Here is a 19,809-nt window from a genome sequence, read left to right on the forward strand (position 1 = left end):
AACGGAGGGTTCCATGAAGGTCTTCGTCACCGGGGCGACCGGGTACGTCGGCGGTGCGCTCGTCCAGGCGCTCGTCCGCGGCGGGCACGAGGTCACCGGCCTCTCCCGCGACGGCGAGAAGGACGGCGTGGTCGCGAAGCTCGGGGCGCGCCCGGTCCGCGGCGCGCTCGGCGAGCTGCGCGCGCTCGTGCGGCAGATGTCCGAGCACGACGCCCTCGTGCACGCCGCCATGGACTACGGCCTCGGGCCGCCGGCGGACCTCGAGGCGATCGAGGCGATGCTCGCGGCCGCCGGCGAGTCCGGCCGCACGATGCAGGTGGTCTACACGTCCGGAGTCTGGGTGCTCGGCGAGACGCGTACGCCCGCCGGCGAGGGGTCGCCGCTGATCCGGCCCGCCGCGGCGGTCGCGTGGCGGCCGCCGCACGAGCGGCGGGTGCTCGAGTCCGCGACCGACCGGCTCCACACCGCGGTGGTCCGGCCAGGCATGGTCTACGGCGAGAAGCGCGGCCTCGTGAACATGTGGTTCGACTCGGCCACGAAAGAGGGCGCCGCCCGGTTCGTCGGCACCGGCGCCCAGCGCTGGGCGCTCGTCCACCGGAGCGATCTCGCCGAGCTGTACCGGGCGATCGTCGAGAAGGGCGCGCGCGGGATCTTCCACGGCGTCGACGGCGCGTCGCCGGCGGTGAGCGAGGCGGCGGCGGCCGCGAGCCGCGCGGCGGGGAAGGGCGGCGCCGTGAAGGCGACCCCCGTCGAGGAGGCCCGGAAGACGATGGGGCCGATGGCCGACGCGTTCGCGATGGATCAGGTGGTGATCAGCACGCGCGGCGTCGACGTCGGCTGGGCGCCGAAGCATCCGCCCTTCGTGAAGGACGCGGAGAACGCGTACCGGGAGTGGCGCGGGTAGGCGCCCTCTCCCCCGCGCAGAGAGGGCGCGGGGGAGAGGGAGAACTTCACGACTGGCTCGCCCCCGGCGCGCTCGGCCACGGCTGGCTCGCGCCGCGGAGGCCGGTCTGCGCCGTCTGCCGGAGGAACGCGCCGACGCTCCGGTAGCTGTGGAGCTTGTTCGCGTGCGCGACGATCTCCACCTCCGCGCCCTCGGCGAGCGCTCGCGTCACCATCGCCTCGCCGAGGTGCTGCAGGACCTTCAGGTCGCCGCGGCAGTACGGGCAGACCTCCTGCGTCTCCGCGTTGGCGCCGATCGCGTCGCAGTTGTCGCAGCGCCAGCCGGTGAGCGTGAAGTCCTCCTCGAGCACGAGCTTGTGAACGCGGCCCTGATTGAGCGCCTCCACCACGTCGTCCGGGCCCATCACCGCGAGGCCGCCGCGGAGCGACTGCCCGACGACCGCGTCGATCACCTGCTGCTCCTTCTGCTTCTCGTGGTCGGCCACCGCCTCCGCGGCGCCGGCGACCACCCCGTCCGCGCGCACGCCGTCACCGTTGTCCCACTGCCGCGGCCGCGGGATCCGCGCGATCACCTGCTCCCGAAGCCGCTCCGGCAGCTCGCGCTCGAACGCCGCGACCGTCTCGCTCGGCCCGACGAGGACCAGGTGGCACCCGGGGTTGTGGTCGAAGACCGCCTGCACCTCCTGCACGGCCGCCTTCCGGTTCTTCTGGACGAACGCCTCCTGGTGCCGCTCGTCCTTCGACTGCCGCTCGTAGTAGTGCTGCCCGGGCCTCCCCGAGCCGGAGTTGAACTGGTCCTCCTCCTGCCGCGGGACGAAGCCGCGGAGGTGCGACTCGAGCGCGAGGTCGCCGAGCGAGACGTGGAAGATGTCCGCGCCCGCCTGGCTCGGCGCGACCACGATGGCTGGCTCGAAGTCGTCGGCGAGGCGCGCGAGCTGCGTGAGGTGGGGGAACCCGTCGGTGCAGAGCTCGGGCCGGAACGGGCGCGCGAAGAACAACGTCCGCCACAGCCCGCTCGACTCGCACGCGAACAGGGCGAGCCCGCTCTTCTCCTTCTCGTAGACCTGGCCGGTGAGGCCGGACACGAAGTCCTGGATCTTCCGCAGGGTGCGCTCGAGGCCCTCCTTCCCCGGGGTTCCGTCGGCGTAGTGACCGAGCGTCTTCCGGATCTTCTCCTGCACGAACAGACGGACGCGTTCCCGCTGGTGCTCGTCGCTCCATCGCGTGTCGAGATAGAGGCTCACGATCGGCTCGCTGCCGCTCCTGAGCTTCGCGAGCTCCGACAGCGTCCCGTCGAGCTGGGTCATTATTCGCTCCTTTGGTGCGTGGCCTTGCTCCGAAAACCCTGCACACGGGGCCGCCGCGGAGGCCCGGCCGGTCCCTCTACCACCGGCCCTTCCCTCCGGTGGTGCCCGGCGCCACGTCCGCGCGGGGTAGCCCGGGAGCGGGGCGCGCCATTGCCGCCGGGCGCCCGGTGGGTTACATCGCGTGCGCCTTGGCCCTCCTCGACGCCGTCCGCGCCCTGACCTCGTTCACGCCCCCGACGGCGCTCCCCGCGCCGGGGGCCGACCTCGACCTCCTCGCGGACGTCCTCGTCGCGCACGGGCTCGCCCCGCTCGCCTCGTACCAGGTGGAGCACACGCGCCTCGGCTACGGCCTCCCCGCGTCCTTCCGCGAGAAGCTGCTCGGGTACTACCAGGGCGTGGTGAACGACACGGTGATGAAGCTCGTGACGCTCCGGGGCGCGCTCAAGCTCGCCGGCGAGGTTCCGGTCGTGCTCCTCGACGCGGCCGCGTACGTGGACTGGCTCTACCCGCACGCCGCGTGGCGGCCCGTCGGCGACGTCCGCTTCGCGCTCCGCGCCGAGGACGGCGCGCGCTTCGCCGCCGCGGTGAAGCCGGCGCTCACGCTCGACCGGACCGAGCACGGCGGCCGCGTGGCGGTGTTCACCGACGGGAAGATCGCGCTGTCCGCGCAGGAGGGGCTCTGGAGCGGCGGGCCGGCGGACGCGCCCCTGTTCGAGCGGGCGCGTTCCTACCGCGCGTTCGGCCCCCTGGCCGCCCGGCCGTCGCCGGAGGACGCGGTGCTCTCGACCGTGGCGGAGCAGGCGCAGCTCGGGCTCTTCGCGCCGCTCATCACGTTCGTGGATCTCCGCGAGCTCGTAGGCGAGCCGCTCGACGCGGCGTACGTGAAGGCGCGCGCGTCGGCGCTCGGGCTCTCGCGCGCGCTCCACGGCGCCATGGCGCTCCTCGCGCACTTCTATCCCGAGGTCGCGGAGCCTGCGGCGGCGCTCTCGCCCGAGCTCGGCTTCGCCGAGCGCGTCGCGGTGGACCGGGTGGTCGACGCGGGGCGCGATCCCGCCAAGCTCCGTCACCTGCGCGGCGTGGACGCGGCGGCGCGGGCGGTGGTCGCGCCGTAGCGGGCGCGCGCGGCGGGCCGCCCGTCGCGCCCGCCCCTGCGCAGGCGAGCGGCGCAGGGGTGCAGGTGATCCAGCGCCCGCCCCTGTGCTAGATTCCCCAGTCCTTTCCGGGGGCATTCCACGTGAACATCACCGTCGTCGGAACCGGCTACGTCGGCCTCGTCACCGGCACCTGCTTCGCCGAGTCGGGCCACAGGGTCACCTGCCTCGACATCGATCCCGCGAAGATCGCGCTCCTCAACGCGGGCGGGGTCCCGATCTACGAGCCGGGGCTCGAGGAGCTGGTCCACCGGAACGTGAAGGAGAAGCGGCTCCTCTTCACGACCTCGTACGCGGAAGCGATGAAGGACGCCGAGGTCGCGTTCATCGCGGTCGGCACGCCCCCCGGCGAGAACGGCGACGCGGATCTCCAGTACGTGCTCGCCGCCGCCGCGGACATCGGCCGGCACATGACCCGCGCCTGCGTGGTGGTGGACAAGTCCACCGTGCCGGTGGGGAGCGCGGAGAGGGTCGCGGCGGTCCTGAAGGACACCGCGAAGCACCCCTTCGACGTCTGCTCCAACCCCGAGTTCCTGAAGGAAGGGGCGGCGATCGACGACTTCATGCGGCCCGACCGCGTGGTGGTGGGCGTCGCCTCCGAGCACGCCCGCGCCGTCATGGCCGAGCTGTACGCGCCGTTCGTCCGCGCCGAGCAGCCGGTGCTGTTCATGGACATCCGCTCGGCCGAGCTCACGAAGTACGCGGCGAACGCGATGCTCGCGACCCGCATCTCGTTCATGAACGAGATGGCGGCGCTCTGCGAGAAGCTCGGCGCCGACGTGGACATGGTCCGCCGGGGCATCGGCTCGGACAGACGGATCGGCCACCCGTTCCTCTTCCCCGGCGTCGGCTTCGGCGGCTCCTGCTTCCCGAAGGACGTCCGGGCCGTGATGACGATGGCCCGCCACGTCGGGCTCGACTTCGACCTGCTCCGCTCGGTGGAGCGCGTGAACGAGCGCCAGAAGCGCTGGCTCGTCGAGAAGGCGGCCCGCCACTTCGGATCGCTCGCGGGGAAGACCCTCGCGGTCTGGGGCCTCGCGTTCAAGCCGAAGACCGACGACATGCGCGAGGCGCCGGCGATCACGGTCGTCGAGGGCCTCCTCGGGAACGGCGCGAAGGTCCGGGCCCACGATCCGGTCGCCCGCGAGGTCGCGGCGAAGCTCTTCCACGGGCGCGGCGTCGAGCTCGCGGAGGAGCCCTACGCGGCGGCGGAGGGCGCGGACGCGCTCCTGCTCGTGACGGAGTGGAACGAGTTCCGGCAGCCGGACCTGGCGAGGCTGAAGGGGATCATGCGCCAGCCGGTGCTGATCGACGGGCGGAACGTGTGGGACGCGGAGAAGTGCCGGGCGGCGGGGTTCACGTACTACGGGGTGGGTAGGAACGGGGAGTAGGGGTTCGGTCGGGGATCGAGTCCGTTACCGTTCTCCGTTACCGTTCTCCGTTTCCGTCCCCGTTTCCGTGACCCGCCTCCCGTGTCCCCTGTCCCGCGCCCGACCGGGGACGTCCGCCGTTCGGCCGGCCAGCCGCGCCGCGACCGCCGCGGTCGCGCGCGCCGCATAAGCCGTTCAGCATCTGTGCGATCCGGACGATCAGACGCCGGGCAACCGCGTGTCTCTCCGGCGTCCCGAGCCCTCGCACGCGGAGGACATCGAGTATCGCAGCGCACTCGAGCGCGCTTCCCTTCGCGATCTCGTAGCAGCGGCGTTTGTCGCCGCTGGCGTGTCGTCCCGCGCCCTCCGCGATGTTCAGGACGATGCTCTGACTTGCTCGCTCCAGCTGGTCGAGGACGGCACGCTCACCCTGTCGCGGGACGAGCGAAAGCGCCAGCGGTACGAACTCGAGTGCAGCGCGGTAGACGTCCAGGCGCTCGTGCTCGAGGAACGCTTCCGGTTCGCTCGCCATGAGCAAGAGGCGTTGCAGGAGACGGGCCCGCGACCAGCTCGGGAACGGGGGCGGGCCACGGGACACGGGAGGCGGGTCACGGGGAACGGGGGGCGGTAACGGAAACGGAGAACGGCAACGGGAACGGTCCCACCGTCCTGCCGATCCGTCCCTACGCCCGCGGATTCTGCCCCTTCGACAGCACCAGCACGACGCCCGCGACTTCCTCGAGCACCATCTCGAGCCTGCGCGCGACGTCGAGCTGCTCCAGCACCTTCTGCCTCGCCTCCGGCTCGCTGACCGCGGCCGCCGCGACGAGGTCCGCGATCTGGGACGGATCCCTCATCTGCGCCACCGCCTCCGCGAGCGCGGGCGCTCCGGACTCCGACGGGAGCCGCTGCGCGAGCTGATACACGAGCTGGCGAAGCGACTCGAGCTCCGGCTGCAGGCGGTCGGGACCTCCGGCAGGCCAGACGTCCTCGAGGATCTCCGCGCGGAACTCGCGGTACGGGTGCACCGCAGCGAGCTCCTCGTGCAGGCGCACGCGGGCGATGCCTCGCACCACGATGTCGAAGCGGCCGTCCTCGTAGCGCTCGTCCTTCTCGATGAGACAGGCGCCGGCGACGGGGAGGAGCGGCGGGTGGAGCTGGTGCGCCCCCTCCTTCGACACGAGGCCGGGCACCGCCAGCACCCGGTCCCCGCGGAGCGCGTCCTCGACCAGCGCGCGGTAGCGCGGCTCGAAGACGTGAAACGGCGTGGGCGTCCCGGGGAGGACGGCCACGCCGTGGAGGGGAAACACCTTGAGGGCGGCGCACGCCTTCTCTAGCGCCGCCCTCGGGGTCGGCGGAGCGATGCGCTCCGCGCACATGTCAGTGCGTCGCCGGGGACGCCGACGTCGCGGCCTGGGTGGCCTTCACGCCCGACTCGATCCGCATCTTGTAGAAGGAGCGGTAGACGAAGACGAGCGCGACGAGGAGGAACAGCCCCGCGAGCATCATGCGCGGCGTCCCCTCCATCTGGATCGCGACCTCGACGGCGAGGAGGCCGAAGAGCGTCGTGAACTTGATGATGGGGTTCATCGCGACGGACGAGGTGTCCTTGAAGGGGTCGCCCACGGTGTCGCCGACGACGGTGGCGGCGTGCAGGTCGGTGCCCTTCGCCTTGAGCTCCACCTCGACGACCTTCTTCGCGTTGTCCCAGGCGCCGCCGGCGTTCGCCATGAAGATCGCCTGGAAGAGGCCGAAGATCGCGATCGAGATCAGGTAGCCGATGAAGAAGAACTCGTCGACGAACGCGAAGGACAGAGTGGCGAAGAACACCACGAGGAAGATGTTGAACATGCCCTTCTGCGCGTACTGCGTGCAGATCTCGACGACCTTCTTCGAGTCCTCGACGCTCGCCTTCTCGACGCCCTCGAGGCGGATGTTCTGCTTGATGAACTCGACCGCGCGGTAGGCGCCGGTGGAGACCGCCTGCGTGGAGGCGCCCGAGAACCAGTAGATGATGCTGCCGCCCATGATGAGGCCGAGCAGGAACATCGGGTTCATGATCGAGAGCTTCTCGATGTGAGCCGAGAGGCCGTTCGTGAGGACGAAGATGATCGAGAAGATCATCGTGGTCGCGCCGACCACCGCGGTGCCGATGAGCACCGGCTTCGCCGTCGCCTTGAAGGTGTTGCCGGCGCCGTCGTTCTCCTCGAGGAAGTGCTTGGCCTTGTCGAAGTTGAGGTCGAAGCCGAAGTCCTTCTTCACCTCGGCCTTCACGTTCGGGACGTTCTCGATGAGCGAGAGCTCGTAGACCGACTGCGCGTTGTCGGTCACCGGGCCGTAGGAGTCGACCGCGATGGTGACCGGGCCCATGCCGAGGAAGCCGAAGGCGACGAGGCCGAAGGCGAACACCGCCGGCGCCTGCATCAGGCTCTCGAGGCCGGTCGTGGAGACGCCGTACGCGGCGCCCATGAGCGCGATGATGACGAGGCCCATCCAGAACGCGGAGAAGTTACCCGCCGTGAGGCCGGCGAGCACGTTCAGCGAGGCGCCGCCCTCCTTCGACGCGGTGACGACCTCGCGCACGTGACCGGAGGAAGTCGAGGTGAAGACCTTGACCACCTCGGGGATGATCGCGCCGGCGAGCGTGCCGCAGGTGATGATGGCGGAGAGCTTCCACCACATCGTGCCGTCGCCGAGGTCGCCGATGAGCGCTCTCGAGACGACGAAGGTGAGGACCACCGAGACGATCGAGGTGAGCCACACGAGGAACGTGAGCGGCGCCTCGAAGTTCATCGAGTCCGCGTCCTTGTACTTGGCGGATGCGAGGGCCTCGTTGATCCAGTAGGAGACCACCGACGCGATGACCATCATGATGCGCATCGCGAAGATCCAGACGAGGAGCTTCACCTGCGTCGCCCCGCTCGAGACCGCGAGCAGGATGAAGGAGATGAGCGCGACGCCGGTCACGCCGTAGGTCTCGAAGCCGTCCGCGGAGGGGCCGACCGAGTCGCCCGCGTTGTCGCCGGTGCAGTCGGCGATCACGCCGGGGTTCCGGGCGTCGTCCTCCTTGATCTTGAAGACGATCTTCATCAGGTCCGAGCCGATGTCGGCGATCTTCGTGAAGATGCCGCCGGCGATGCGGAGCGCGGACGCGCCGAGGGACTCGCCGATCGCGAACCCGATGAAGCACGGGCCGGCGAGGTCGACGGGGATGAAGAGGAGGATGCAGAGCATGATGAGCAGCTCGACGCTGATGAGCATCGTGCCGATCGACATGCCGGCCTTGAGCGGGATCGCGTAGGTCGGGAACGGCTTGCCGCCGAGGGAGGCGAAGGCGGCGCGGCTGTTCGCGTAGGTGTTCACGCGGATGCCGAACCAGGCGACGCCCGACGAGCCGAGGATGCCGACGAGGCTCATCACCAGGATCAGGACCACGCGGGCGGCGCCGAGGCCGCGGGCGCCGTCCGGGCCGGTGGTGAGGAAGCCGAAGTAGGCGACGATGATCACCGCGATGAAGGCCCAGAGGATCGCGATGAACTTGCCCTGCGTGACCAGGTACGTCTTGGCGGTCTCGTAGATCAGCTCGGAGATCTCGCGCATCGACCGGTGCACGGCGAGGTTCTTGAGCTGGTTCGCGACCACGAGCCCGAAGACGAGGCCGGCGATCGACACGAGGATGCCGACGAGGAGCAGGTTGTGGCCGCTCATCCCCAGGAACTGCTGGGAGCGGAGGTCGGGCAGGACGAGGTTCGCCTCGCCGCCGTGTCCACCCGCCGCGAGCGCGAGGGACGAGAGGATGCTGGTCAGGTTCATGGCAGGGACTGCCCCTCCAACTGAGGATCGGAGAAACCGGGAAAAAGCCGCGCGTTGGGCGAAGTTGCGCCGGCCGCTGGACGGCTGGGTCGGCGGATACTACCGGTCTGCCAGGACTTTTGGCAAGTGGACGCCGGACCTCCGGCCACAACCCCGGCCCCGCGGCCGAGGGGGCGGAACGGGGTGGCGCTACCCCGCTCCGGGGGCCTTGTCGGGGGCGGCGGCGGCGCTGCCGAGATCGAGCGCGGCGAAGTTCAGGCTGAAGTACCCGGCGACGCCGCACGAGTACATCACCCGCTTCACGATTCGGAAGGGCACGCCCTTGTCCGCCTGGATGTTCACCTGCCCATCCCACTTCTTCTCGGGGTCCTGCTGGTGGAGGTACTCCCACCGCTTCTTCTCGTCGCGGAGCCGCTCCTCGAGCCCCGGGATGTTCAGGTAGCCCGAATCGCGATCGAGGTCCGGGACGTCTGCCACCTTCACGCCGGTCACCACGATCTCCGAGCCGCTGATCGCCACGACCGGCGCGACCTCGATGGTCTGGCCGTGGTGCGCGTCGGGGAGCTTGATGTCCTTCTGCATGTACAGCACCTCGCCCGTGGACGAGTACTGCTGCAGGAGGAAGATGACGAGCATCGTCATCATGTCGACCATCGGGATGACGTTGATCTCCGCGTTGGTCGCCTTGCGGCCGCGGGAGATCTTGCCGCCGATGATCTTCGACTTCAGGAACCGCTTCGCGGGGCGCTTGCCGGGCGTGACGATGGGCATGTCTCGCCTCTAGGCTCCGGACACGGACACGGCGGTGAGCCCCTGCCCGATGCAGGTGTCGATCACCTCGACCAGATCGCCGTAAGGCACCGTGTCCTCCGCCGAGACCGTGATGGCCGCGGTCTCCGGGTAGTCGGCGCGGAGCTGCTTCAGCCGCTCCGAGAGGGACCTGTAGTCCTGCTTCACGGCGCCGGCGGTCCGGTCGAGCGGGATCTCGAACGCGAGGCCGGAGGTGGTGGTGAGGTTCATGCCGCGCTCGCCGATCGCGAGCGTGACGATCATCTGCTTCTGCTGCTCGGTCGGCTGCGGCTCGGGCGCGCCCGAGCCGAACTGCTGCACCTGCAGTCGCGAGATCTGCGTCCAGACCGCCGTGTAGAGGAGGAAGGTGATGAGGCAGGAGAGGAGGTCGATCGCGGGCACGACGTTGATCACCGCGTCGAGCGATTTCTTCCTCTTGCCGCCTCCGCCCTGCTCGGGCATCGCGCCGCCGCCCATCGGTTACCTCCTTCCCGAGAAGAGTTCGCCCCGGTCGCCGGCGCGCGAGCGCGCCGGTGCCGGAGGGCGATCGTGCGCGGCGACTAGCCCTGCTCCTCGGCGCCGACCGACGCCGGAAGCTTCATCTTGTCCTTGTTCGCGACGATGAGGTTCAGCACGGAGACGCTCGTCTCGTTGATCTCGTCGAGCATGTGCTGGGAGCGGCCCTGCAGCACCGAGTACGCGACGAGCGCGGGGATCGCGGTGAGGAGGCCGAACGCGGTGCAGTTCATGGCCTCGGAGATCGACGAGGCGAGGATGCGAGCCTTCTCGGCGGGCGGCGCGTCGGCGACGGCGCCGAACGCGCTGATGAGGCCGATGATGGTGCCGAGGAGCCCGAGCAGCGTCGCGACGTTGCCGAGCATCGCGAGGTAGCCGGTGCGCTTCTCGATCCTCGGCGACTCGCGGAGCGTCGCCTCGTCCATCGCGGCCTGCACGTCGGCCTCGCCCTTCGGCACGTTGATGAGGCCGGCCTTGATCACCGAGACGAGCGGCGTCTTCTTCTGCGAGGCGCAGAAGCTGATCGCGCGATCGAGATCGCCCCGGTAGATGTGCTCCTTCAGGCCCTTCAGGAACGCTTCCTTGTTCACCGAGGCCTGGAAGTAGAGCGCGATCGTCCGGTCGATGACGAGCCCGATGACGACCACGAGCGAGGCGAAGATGGCGTGCATCATCCATCCCCCCTCGTGGTAGTGCTTCACGATCGCTCCGAACGTTTCGCCCATGGCCTTGGTCTTCCTCCGGAGTGGGTGCGCGCGCGTCGTCCCTCGGTCAAGGCGCTTGCTCGGGACCTCGTTCCCCTATCACGGGGTTTTCGAGGGCGTCAACGCGTCGGGGTATGCGCTCCGCGCACCCCGGGACTCCCACCCTCGGTGAGAGCGCGCGGGCGCGCCGCATCCGATCGATCGTGGATCTGGACATCCGGGGTGGCAATTGCCCGTCCGCGAGCGTCGTCGTACCCTCCTCCCCATCCATTCGCCCCGAGCGCAGCCCCGCCGCAGGCGGGACCGTCGCCGCGGGGCCGACATCCCCGCACACGCCGATGCTCGACGCCGCCTTCGCACCGTACCGACTCGCTCCGGGCGCGCTGCCGGAGGAGTCGGCCCGCGCCGCCGAGGCCCTCGCGGCGGAGCCGCTCCTCGCTCCGCCCGCGGAGCCGCTCCCCGCACCCCTCGTGAACCGTGCCCTGGCGGACCTGCCCGCGGGCCGCGCCGCCACCGCGTCCGAGGCCTGCCGCGCCGCGGACGGCACGCCGTCGGGCCTCTCCGGGCCGCCGCGCGCATGCCTCTCCTCCGAGCGCCAGCGCGCGCGGGTCGGCGAGCTCGCCCGGGCCGCCCTCGCCGCCGGCTTCGCCGGGGTCTGCCTGGATCGCCCCGACGCGCCGCTCGCCCTCGGGCTCCTCGGCGCCGGCTTCTGCACCGACTGCCAGCGAGCGCTCGCCCGCCACCTCGAGCGGGAGTACGGGGATCACTTCCAGCCCATCGACTACCTCGCGCTCGCGCGCGAGGCGGTCGCCTCCGCCTCGGGCGCGGTCTCGTTCGATCAGCTCCCGTTCGGCCGCGACTTCTGGCGCGTGCGGAACGAGATGCTCGACCGGGCCGTGCGGGGCTACGCCCGCGCGGCGCGCGACGCCTCCCGGGCCGCGGCGAAGCCCTTCGAGGTGATCGCCCAGTTCGAGGCGATCGGGCCCGCCCAGCTCCGCGCCGCACGCCTCGTCGACGCGGCGGTCTTCCCGGCCCCCGTCCCGGCGACCGCGACCGGCGTCGGGCTCGCCCGGCTGCTCCGGGCCGCGGCGGGGCGGCGCCCCATCGCCATCGCCCCCGCGCCGGGGGCGGCCACGCCCGCCGCGCTCTCCCGGTTCGCCGCGGTGGTCGCGACCTGCGGGATCGAGATCTCCGGCCTCGAGCCCGCCGGTGAGGCCGGCGCCGAGGTGGCGAGCGTGCGCCGGCTCGCACGGCAGCTCGCGCAGCGCGCCGGCCGCTCCCCGGCCCTCGGCAACCCCGTCGCGGAGTGCGCGATCCTCTACTCCGCCGAGGCGGACCTCTGGACCGGCGGGCGCCACCGGCTCGCGGTCGAGCGCGCCGGCGACGCGCTCGCGGCCCTGCACGTCCAGGCGCCGGTGGTGACGCGGCTCTCCGACGCGCCGCCGGAGGCCGCGCTCGTGCTCGCCGACGCGGGCGCGCTCTCGTGGCTCGAGATGAAGGAGGTCCGCCGCAGGATCGAGGGCGGCGCGCCGGTGCTCGCGTTCGGCGAGCCCGCCCACGTCGACGAGGCGGGCCGGCCGGCGGGCACGTTCCTGCCGAACGGCAAGCCCGGCGGCGTGAAGGTCGGCGCGGGCCTGCTCGCGGTCCTGCCGCCGCTCTCGCCGGAGCAGGGCACCCCGGCGCCGCCCGACGCGGAGCGCCTGTCGAAGGCGCTCGCCGCGCTCCTCGGGAAGGGGCGCCGCGCCGCCGGCGTCGCGGGCCGCTCGCCGCTGCTCGTCGTGCTGCACCGGAGCGGCGACACCCTCGACGCCCACCTCGTCGCCCTCGGCGCGGAGAAGGCGCAGGGCACCACGCTGTTCCTCGGCATGCACGTCGCGGGCGGCGTCCGCCGCGGCCGCTTCGTCTCCGCCGATGGTCAGGACCTCCGCATCCCGATGAACCCATCGGGCTACTCGATCTCGACGGTGCTCCCGAGCTTCCGCGGGTACGCGGTGCTGTCGCTGCAGGCGTGAACGGCAGGCTGCCGTTGCCGTTGCCGTTGCCGTTCACCGTTTCCGTTGTCGATCCCGTTCTCCGTGACCCGTGTCCCGTGTCCCGTTTCCCGTGCACCGAGCGTGCACTAGAGCGGGACACGGGAGGCGGGACACGGGAACGAATGAGCGGAAACGGTAACGTAAACGTAAACGGGAACGGGCATTACGCGAGATGCGCGTGTGCCGTTACCGTTGCCGTTACCGGACCCGTGTCCCGTGGCCGGGCCCCGTGCCCCGGGCCTCTGACGAACCGATCGTCCGACGCGACGACGATCAGCTCTTCACCGGCAGCCGCACGACGACCTTCGTCCCCGTGCCCGGCGCGCTCTCCAGCGCGACCGTCCCGCCGTGCCGCTGGACGATCCCGGAGACGATCGGCAGCCCGAGCCCGATCCCGATCCCGGGGCGCGTCGTGAAGAACGGCTCGAACGCGCGTGCCGCGATCTCGGGCGTCATCCCGCTGCCGGTGTCCTCGACGGCGATCGTGGCCTGCGCCCCGTCGTGCCCGAGCCGGACGCGGATCGTCCCGCCCGGGGGGAGCGCCTGCGTGGCGTTGGTGAGGAGCGCGAGGACCACCTGCACCAGGCTCGGCCGGTTCGCCTCGACGGGCGGCACCGCGACCCCCTCGCGCTCGACCACCGCGCCGGACTCCTTCAGCGCGGGCTTCGCCATCCGGAGCGCCTCGTCCAGCACCTGCGCGAGGTCGACCGGCTCGGTCCGCGCCCCGGTGGGGCGCGCGTAGGTCACGAGGTCGCGCGCGAGCCGCTGGATCCGCAGCCCGGCGTCCTTGATGGCCCGGAGCTTCTCCACGTCGGCGGCGTCGTGGCCCCGCGCGGCGAGCCGCTCGACGAGCGCGTCCGAGTACATCGTGACGGCGGTGAGCGGGTTGTTGAGCTCGTGCACCACGCCCGCCACGAGCCGCCCGATGGCGGCGAGCCGCTCGGCGTGCTCGGCGGCGGCCTGGAGCGTGCGGAGGAGGGTGAGGTCCTGGCCGATCGCGACCACGCCCTCCACCTCGCCGGCCGCGCCGAGCCGCGGCGCGAGGTTCACCGCGACGCGGGCCTCGCCGCCCGCGCGCCGCAGGAGCCGGACCTCCACGCCGTCCACCGTCTCGCCGGCGAGCGCGCGGTCGATGGCGTCCCGCGCCCGGGCGCGGTCGTCCGGATCGAGGGCGAGGAGCGCGTCGCGGCCGAGCATGTCGGTCCGCCGCCACTCGGTGAGCCGGCCGAGCGCCGCGTTCCAGATGGTGACGCGGCGGTCGCGGTCCACCGCGAGGATGAGGGCGTTCGCGTGCTCGACGAGGTGCTCGAGCTCGGTCTTGAGCCGGGTCGTCTCCTCGACGGAGCGGAGGTTCCGGACGCCGAGCGCGGCGTGAGTCGCGACCTGCAGGAGCAGCGGCGCGTCCGACGCGCGGTCGCCCGGCTCGCCCACCGCGTACTCGAGGCCGACGAGGCCGAACAGCTCGCCGGAGACCGCGAGCGGCTCGACGAGGGCGCGCTGGCAGCCCTCGAAGAGCGGCTCGTCCATCGCGACCAGCGTCGCGCCGCCCTCCTGCAGCGCGCCCGGGTCGAGCCCGGCGCGCTCGGCCGCCTCGCGCCTAAGGGCGAGCCGCCGGGTCGCGCCCGCGCGGAGCCGGCCGCGGCCGTAGAAGGTCGTGAGCGAGAGCGTGCGCGGATCGACGAGCCGGATCGAGAACGCGCGCCCCGGGAAGAGCAGCTCGAGCGCGCGGGAGAGCGCGGCCGTCACCTCGTCCTCGGAGCGCGCGTCCGCGAGGGCGCGGGACAGGTCGAGCAGCGCCCGCTCCGCGGCGGTGTCGGCCGCGTCCAGCACGACCGTGAGGACGCCCGAGACGAGCGTGCTGCCGTCGGCGCGCGGCGCGGTCGCGGCGCTCAGGTCCACGCGGGCGGGGACGCCGCCGACGCGGGTGCGGTAGGTCCGCGTGCCGCCCGGGCGCGGGGTGGGGAGCTGGCCCTCGTCGGGCGGGAGCAGCGCGTCGAGCCGCTGCGCCGGCGCGGAGCCGGGCGCGAGGCCGAGCGCGTGGTGGAACGCGTCGCTCGCGGCGAGGACCAGGCCGTCGGCGAGGACGAAGGTCGCGAAGGGCGCCGCCTGGAACGCCGCCCAGAGATCCTCGGGGGTCGGCGCGGCGACGCCCGCCCGCGAGATCGCCACCGGGGCGCGCCGGCGCGGGCTCACGGCCCGCTTCGGCTGCTTCGGCGTCTTCCCGGCGGCCGGGCGCCTGCCGCCGCGCGACGGCGCCTTCCTGGTGGTGCTCCGTCCCACGTGCGAGCCCCCTGCGCCGCGCACTCTAGCACGGGCGCGGGCGTCACCGGCCCGCGCGGTGGGCAGCGAGCGCGGCCGCCATCACCTCGCGCACCGCCACGCCCCGCTCCCGGGCGCGCGCGAGGCAGTCCTCGTACTCCGGGTGCGCCCCTAGCTCGCGGCCCCCCTGCGAGGCGACCTTCACGCGGACGACGCCGTACGCCGTCTCGACCTCGACGAGGCGGCGGTCGAGCACGTCGCGGAGCACCGCGTGGCGCCGGACGCCCAGCGTGGTCGTCTCCCCGAACAGCGCCGAGGTGACGGCGCCGCGCCCTGCCTCGTCGCAGAGCGCGCCGAGCAGGATCCCGGGGCGCCCCTTCTTCATCGTGACGGGCGCCGCCCACGCGTCGAGCGCACCCGCCTCCAGCGCGGCCTCGATCGCGCGCGCGACGAGCTGGCCGGGGCAGTCGTCGAGGTTCGCCTCGAGGACCCAGAGGGTCTCCGCGTCCTGCGGCTCGCCCTTCGACTCCGCGGCCGCTTCGCGGCCGCTACGCTCAGGGCGAACGGCTTCACCTTCCGGTCGCCCTGAGCCCTTCGACTCCGGGCCCGCCTCGCCGCCGCTGCCCTCAGGGCGAACGGCTTCACTTCCCGGTCGCCCTGAGCCCTTCGACTCCGGGCCCGCCTCGCCGCCGCTGCCCTCAGGGCGAACGGCTTCACTTCCCGGTCGCCCTGAGCGTAGGCCCTGCGCAGCAGGGCCGGAGTCGAAGGGCGCGCTGGCCGCGACCTCCTCGCCGAGCGTCATCCGGAGCACGTTCGGCCGGTCCGGCCACGCCACCGTCCCGACGCCGTAGCCGATCCGCCCCGGCACGAAGGGCGGGAGCGGCCCGAGCTGCGCGAGCTCCGCGAGCAGCGCGGCGCCCGTCGGCGTCACCGCCTCGCCGGGCGGGCCGCCGGGCCGCACCGGCTTCCCGGCGAGCAGCTCGAGGACCGCGGGCGGCGGGACCGGCATCACGCCGTGCGCGGTGCGCACCATCCCGCGGCCGAGCTCGGGAGGCGCCGCGACCACCCGCGGCCAGCCGAGCAGCTCGAGCACCACCGCCGCGCCGCACACGTCGACGATCGAGTCCACCGCGCCGACCTCGTGGAAGTGCACCTCCGCGACCGGGATCCCGTGGACCTTCGCCTCGGCGCGCCCGATCCGCTCGAAGATCGCCCGCGCCACCGCCTTCGCCCGCGGCGGGAGCCCGCTCCCGTCGACGAGCGCGAGGATCTCGGCGAGGCCGCGGGCGTGCGGCTGCTCGCCCGAGACCACCACGTCGACGTGCGTGCCGCGGATCCCGTGCTCGGTCTTCGCCGTCGTCTCGAGGCGCCAGCCGGGGACGCGCAGGGTCTCGAGCGCGGCGACGAGCGCGGCGCGGTCGACGCCGAGATCGAGCGCGGCCGCCATGAACATGTCGCCGGCGATCCCGCCGACCGGCTCGAGGACGAGGAGTGGGGCCGCCATGTCTCTCCCGGTCTACTCCCGCGCGATGAGCCCCGCCACGAACGCGGCGCCGAACCCGTTGTCCACGTTCACCACCGTCACGTTCGGCGCGCACGAGTTCAGCATCGTGAAGAGCGGCGCGAGCCCGCCGAGCGAGGCGCCGTAGCCGACCGAGGTCGGAACCCCGATCACCGGGCGCCCCACGAGCCCGCCCACCACCGACGGGAGCGCCCCCTCCATCCCCGCCGCCACGATGACCGCGCGCGCCGTGGCGAGGTCGTGCCGGCGCGCGAGGAGCCGGTGGATGCCGGCCACGCCCACGTCGTAGACCCGCACCACCTCGACGCCCATCACGTCGAGCGTGACCGCCGCCTCCTCGCAGACCGGGATGTCCGAGGTCCCGGCGCAGCAGATCGCGACCGGCCCCCTCGCCGGGAGGTTCATCCGGCCCTTCCGCAGCGTCCGCGAGACCGGGTCGTAGACGCTCCCGCGCACCGCGCGGCGCGCCGGGCCGGCCTTGTCCGGCGCGAGGCGGGTCACGAGGAGCGGCCCGTGTCCCGCGAGCTTCCGCGCGATCGCCGCGACCTGCGCGGCGGTCTTCGACTCCGCGAGCACGACCTCGGGCATCCCGACCCGCAGCGTGCGGTGGGTGTCCACGGTGGCCATGTCGCCGAGCCGCTCGAAGGGCGCGGCCTTGAGCGCCTCGATGGCGTCGTCGAGCGAGGCGTCGCCCGCCTTCACGCGGCCGAGGAGCCGGCGCAGGGTCTTCTCGTCCATGCGGGGACGTACTTAGCGCAGATCCAGCCGCTTGAGCACTTCCGCGACGCGCGCCGGCTCTGGCATGACGAGGATGAGCCCCTCGAGGGCGGGGCCGCCGGCCTGCGCCGCGCAGGTGAAGCGGGTCGCGAGCGCGATCGACCCCGCGTGGGCGACGAGCCGCTCCACGCACTCCTTCCCCGAGCCGCGGGCGAACGTGGGCACCGACAGGAGCAGCCGCTCGCCGACGAGCGCCGCCACCGCGGACACGAACGCGCTCCCGACGATGTTCCCGGACTCGAGGAGCGCGCTCTCGGCCATGCCGGCCCACGAGCCGCCCACCGGGAACCCGAGCACCGCCGCGAGGCCCTCGGCGTCCCGCTCCGGCAGGGCGAGGAGGAGATCGCCCTCGAGCGCGCCCTCGAGCTTCACGCCCACCGCCACGAGGTCCTGACCGAGGCCGCCGAGGAACGCGGCGATCGCGCCCGCCTCCGCGCCCACCCAGACCTCCGGCACGTCCATGTCGATGCGCCGACCGGCGAGCTTCCCGAGCGCGGTCAAGGCCTGGCCGCAGCCGACGCTCGCGAGCTCCTGGAGCGCGTCCACCTCGCGCGGGCCGAACGAGCCGGGGTTCATGCGGCGAGGAGCCTCTGCACGTCGAGGATGAACACCGGGCGGCCGTTCCCGAGCACCGTCACGGCGGAGAGGCCGGGCACCTCCTCGAGCGGGCTCCCGAGCGGCTTCAGCACCGCCTCCTGCTGGCCGAGGAGCGCGTCGACCGCGAGGCCGATCCGGCCGGCCTCGCCGCCCTCCGCGACCACCACGGCGCGGTCGTCCCGCGGCGGCGCGTCCGGGAACCCGAGCAGGCGGGTGAGGTCGTGCACCGGCACGAGCTCGCCGTCGTAGAGCAGCACCGGGCCGCCCTGGCTCCGGTCGAGGCGAGAGACCTCCACCTGCGCCGCACCGTGCACCTTCGCGATGGGCAGCCCGAGCACCTCCTCGCCGACCCGGACGAGGAGGACCGGCTGCACCGCCACCGTGAGGGGCAGCCAGAACGTGAACCGGCTCCCGGCGCCGGGCGCGCTCTCGATCTCGAGCGTGCCGCCGAGCCCCTCGACCGTGCGCTTCACCGCGTCCATGCCGACGCCGCGCCCGGAGACGTCGGTGACGGCCTCGGCGGTGGACACGCCCGGGAGGCAGCAGAGGAGGAGGGCCTCGCGGTCGGAGAGCGCCGCGGCCTGGTCCGCCGAGATCGCACCGCGCGCGACCGCGGCGGCCTTGAGCCGGACGGGGTCCATGCCCTTCCCGTCGTCGGAGAGCTCGAGGATCACCCGGTCCCGCTCGCGCCGCGCCTGGAGGATCACCCGGGCGGTGGCGGGCTTCCCGGCGAGGAGCCGGAGGTGGGGCGCCTCCACGCCGTGGTCGATGGCGTTCCTGAGGACGTGGAGGAGGGGATCCGAGAGCTCCTCCAGGATCGCGCGATCGATCTCGATCTCCGCGCCGCGGATCTCCACCTCCACCTGCTTGCCCACCCTGCGGGCGAGGTCGCGCGCGGCGCGGGGGAGCCCCTCGGTCACGAGCGCGAGCGGCGTCATCCGGACCGCCATCACCTTGTCGTGCAGGTCCTTCACGATGGCGGAGAGCCGGTCCACGCCCTCGTCGAGGTGCGGGCGGCTCGCGGCCGGGATCGCCTTGCCGATCTCGCGGATGCGCGCCGTGGCGAGGATGAGCTCGCCCACCGCGTCGAGGAACCCGTCCAGGATCTCGGTCTTCACCCGCACCGTGCGCGCGGGCTCGGCGGCCTCCTTCGCGGCGGGCGCCGCCGGCGCGCCGGGCGCGGCTGCGCCGGGCCGCTCCGGCTCGGCCTCCTTCAGGAGCACGCCCCCGAGGTCCGAGATCTGCCCGAGCGCCTTCTCGATGGCCTGGAGCGTCTCGGCGGTGTCGAGGAGCACCTGCAGCTTCTTCCCGGGGATCCGGCCCGCCTTGAGCTCGTCGACGGACGGCGCGCTCCGGGCCACCGCGCCCAGGGCGGCGAGCTTCTTCACCACCAGGAAGGCGCGGACCGCGGGCACCGGGCAGCTCGCGGCGATCTCGACGTCGATCGACACGCGCCGCGGCGTGCGCGGGCCCGCGTCGACCGGGCCGGGAGGCGGCGCGGCCGCGGCCGGCGTCTCCACGTTCGCCCTTTGCGTACCGGACACCGGCTCGGGCGCAGCTTCCCCGGCCGCCCTGAGCGTGGCGCCCGCGGAGCGGGCGCGGAGCCGAGGGGCGCCGTCCGAGGTGGGCTCGGCCGCGCCCGGCGTCGCCGCCCGCTCTTCCCGCGTCCGCCGCGCGGCGGCGACGAGCCGCTCGACGAGCGCGGGCTCCGCGTCCGGCTTCTCGCCTCGCGCCGCGGCCTGCACCATCACCTGCAGCGCGTCGCCCGCGGCGAGGAGCACGTCCACCGCCTCGCCGTCGAGCCGGGACGGGTCCTTCCGGAAGACGTCGACCAGGTCCTCCGCCTTGTGGGCGAGGGCGCTGATCCCCTCGAGCTGCATCGAGGCCGACATCCCCTTCACGCTGTGCGCGTGGCGGAACAGGCTGTCGATGGTGGCCTGCGCGGCGCGGCCGTCCCGGACCGCCTGCTCGAGCTGGACGAGGTCGCGCCCGTAGCCGGCGAGGTGCTCGCCGGCCTCGGCGACGAACAGCGAGAGGTACCTGGAGAGATCCACGCTCGCCTCTCGCT

General features: G+C 73.1%; 16 protein-coding genes. 4 read left to right on the forward strand and 12 right to left on the reverse strand.

The genetic code is table 11. The features are described from left to right. Positions 1-13: 13 nt before the first annotated feature. Positions 14-904 carry an NAD-dependent epimerase/dehydratase family protein gene (locus AMOR_RS12340; protein ID WP_248361475.1) on the forward strand — a complete coding sequence of 297 codons (891 nt, stop codon included), beginning with the start codon at positions 14-16 and terminating at the stop codon, positions 902-904. A 46-nt stretch (positions 905-950) separates the two neighbouring features. Here the strand turns inward: AMOR_RS12340 and AMOR_RS12345 are convergent, their stop codons facing one another. Then, a complete protein-coding gene (locus tag AMOR_RS12345; protein WP_248361477.1) occupies positions 951-2,210 on the reverse strand; it encodes a baeRF10 domain-containing protein in 1,260 nt (419 codons plus the stop codon). Between the two features lie 188 nt (positions 2,211-2,398). On the opposite strand from AMOR_RS12345, the gene AMOR_RS12350 reads away from it, so the two are divergent. Both AMOR_RS12350 and AMOR_RS12355 read left to right on the forward strand, forming a co-directional pair. Further along, on the forward strand, positions 2,399-3,322 hold the full coding sequence (locus tag AMOR_RS12350) for a nucleotidyltransferase family protein (RefSeq protein WP_248361479.1): 924 nt from the start codon (positions 2,399-2,401) through the stop codon (positions 3,320-3,322). 122 nt (positions 3,323-3,444) lie between these two features. Beyond that, entirely contained in the window at positions 3,445-4,752 is a 1,308-nt protein-coding gene (locus tag AMOR_RS12355) for a UDP-glucose dehydrogenase family protein (protein ID WP_248361481.1), read from the forward strand. Between the two features lie 37 nt (positions 4,753-4,789). Here AMOR_RS12355 and AMOR_RS12360 read toward each other — a convergent pair whose 3' ends face one another. The 6 genes from AMOR_RS12360 to AMOR_RS12385 all read right to left on the reverse strand — a co-directional run bounded on the left by AMOR_RS12360 (position 4,790) and on the right by AMOR_RS12385 (position 10,574). After that, on the reverse strand, positions 4,790-5,263 hold the full coding sequence (locus AMOR_RS12360) for a four helix bundle protein (protein WP_248361484.1): 474 nt from the start codon (positions 5,261-5,263) through the stop codon (positions 4,790-4,792). Between the two features lie 151 nt (positions 5,264-5,414). Next, positions 5,415-6,023 carry an LON peptidase substrate-binding domain-containing protein gene (locus AMOR_RS12365; protein WP_248361485.1) on the reverse strand — a complete coding sequence of 203 codons (609 nt, stop codon included), beginning with the start codon at positions 6,021-6,023 and terminating at the stop codon, positions 5,415-5,417. Positions 6,024-6,111: 88 nt separating this feature from the next. Then, entirely contained in the window at positions 6,112-8,544 is a 2,433-nt protein-coding gene (locus tag AMOR_RS12370) for a sodium-translocating pyrophosphatase (protein ID WP_248361487.1), read from the reverse strand. A gap of 189 nt (positions 8,545-8,733) precedes the next feature. After that, positions 8,734-9,315 carry an ExbD/TolR family protein gene (locus AMOR_RS12375; RefSeq protein ID WP_248361489.1) on the reverse strand — a complete coding sequence of 194 codons (582 nt, stop codon included), beginning with the start codon at positions 9,313-9,315 and terminating at the stop codon, positions 8,734-8,736. A 9-nt stretch (positions 9,316-9,324) separates the two neighbouring features. After that, positions 9,325-9,810 carry an ExbD/TolR family protein gene (locus AMOR_RS12380; protein WP_248361491.1) on the reverse strand — a complete coding sequence of 162 codons (486 nt, stop codon included), beginning with the start codon at positions 9,808-9,810 and terminating at the stop codon, positions 9,325-9,327. 83 nt (positions 9,811-9,893) lie between these two features. Then, positions 9,894-10,574 carry a MotA/TolQ/ExbB proton channel family protein gene (locus tag AMOR_RS12385; RefSeq protein WP_248361493.1) on the reverse strand — a complete coding sequence of 227 codons (681 nt, stop codon included), beginning with the start codon at positions 10,572-10,574 and terminating at the stop codon, positions 9,894-9,896. A 317-nt stretch (positions 10,575-10,891) separates the two neighbouring features. On the opposite strand from AMOR_RS12385, the gene AMOR_RS12390 reads away from it, so the two are divergent. Further along, positions 10,892-12,565, forward strand: coding sequence for a hypothetical protein (locus tag AMOR_RS12390; RefSeq protein WP_248361495.1), 1,674 nt, complete (start codon positions 10,892-10,894; stop codon positions 12,563-12,565). A 294-nt stretch (positions 12,566-12,859) separates the two neighbouring features. Here AMOR_RS12390 and AMOR_RS12395 read toward each other — a convergent pair whose 3' ends face one another. From AMOR_RS12395 to AMOR_RS12415, 5 genes are read right to left on the reverse strand one after another with little or no spacing between them, the layout of a single operon-like run. Then, complete coding sequence (locus tag AMOR_RS12395) at positions 12,860-14,866, reverse strand: two-component system sensor histidine kinase NtrB (protein ID WP_248361497.1); 2,007 nt, start codon at positions 14,864-14,866, stop codon at positions 12,860-12,862. A gap of 43 nt (positions 14,867-14,909) precedes the next feature. Then, a complete protein-coding gene (larC, locus tag AMOR_RS12400; RefSeq protein ID WP_248361499.1) occupies positions 14,910-16,349 on the reverse strand; it encodes a nickel pincer cofactor biosynthesis protein LarC in 1,440 nt (479 codons plus the stop codon). 12 nt (positions 16,350-16,361) lie between these two features. Then, a complete protein-coding gene (larB, locus tag AMOR_RS12405) occupies positions 16,362-17,105 on the reverse strand; it encodes a nickel pincer cofactor biosynthesis protein LarB (RefSeq protein ID WP_248361501.1) in 744 nt (247 codons plus the stop codon). Positions 17,106-17,117: 12 nt separating this feature from the next. Continuing rightward, positions 17,118-17,720 (reverse strand): chemotaxis protein CheC, encoded by a 603-nt coding sequence (locus tag AMOR_RS12410; protein ID WP_248361503.1) that lies wholly within the window; start codon positions 17,718-17,720, stop codon positions 17,118-17,120. Further along, a complete protein-coding gene (locus tag AMOR_RS12415) occupies positions 17,717-19,795 on the reverse strand; it encodes a chemotaxis protein CheA (protein ID WP_248361505.1) in 2,079 nt (692 codons plus the stop codon). The genes AMOR_RS12410 and AMOR_RS12415 overlap by 4 nt, the downstream gene beginning before the upstream one ends. Between the last annotated feature and the right edge of the window lie 14 nt (positions 19,796-19,809).

It is taken from the genome of Anaeromyxobacter oryzae, from assembly GCF_023169945.1.
Taxonomy (GTDB): Bacteria; Myxococcota; Myxococcia; order Myxococcales; family Anaeromyxobacteraceae; genus Anaeromyxobacter; species Anaeromyxobacter oryzae.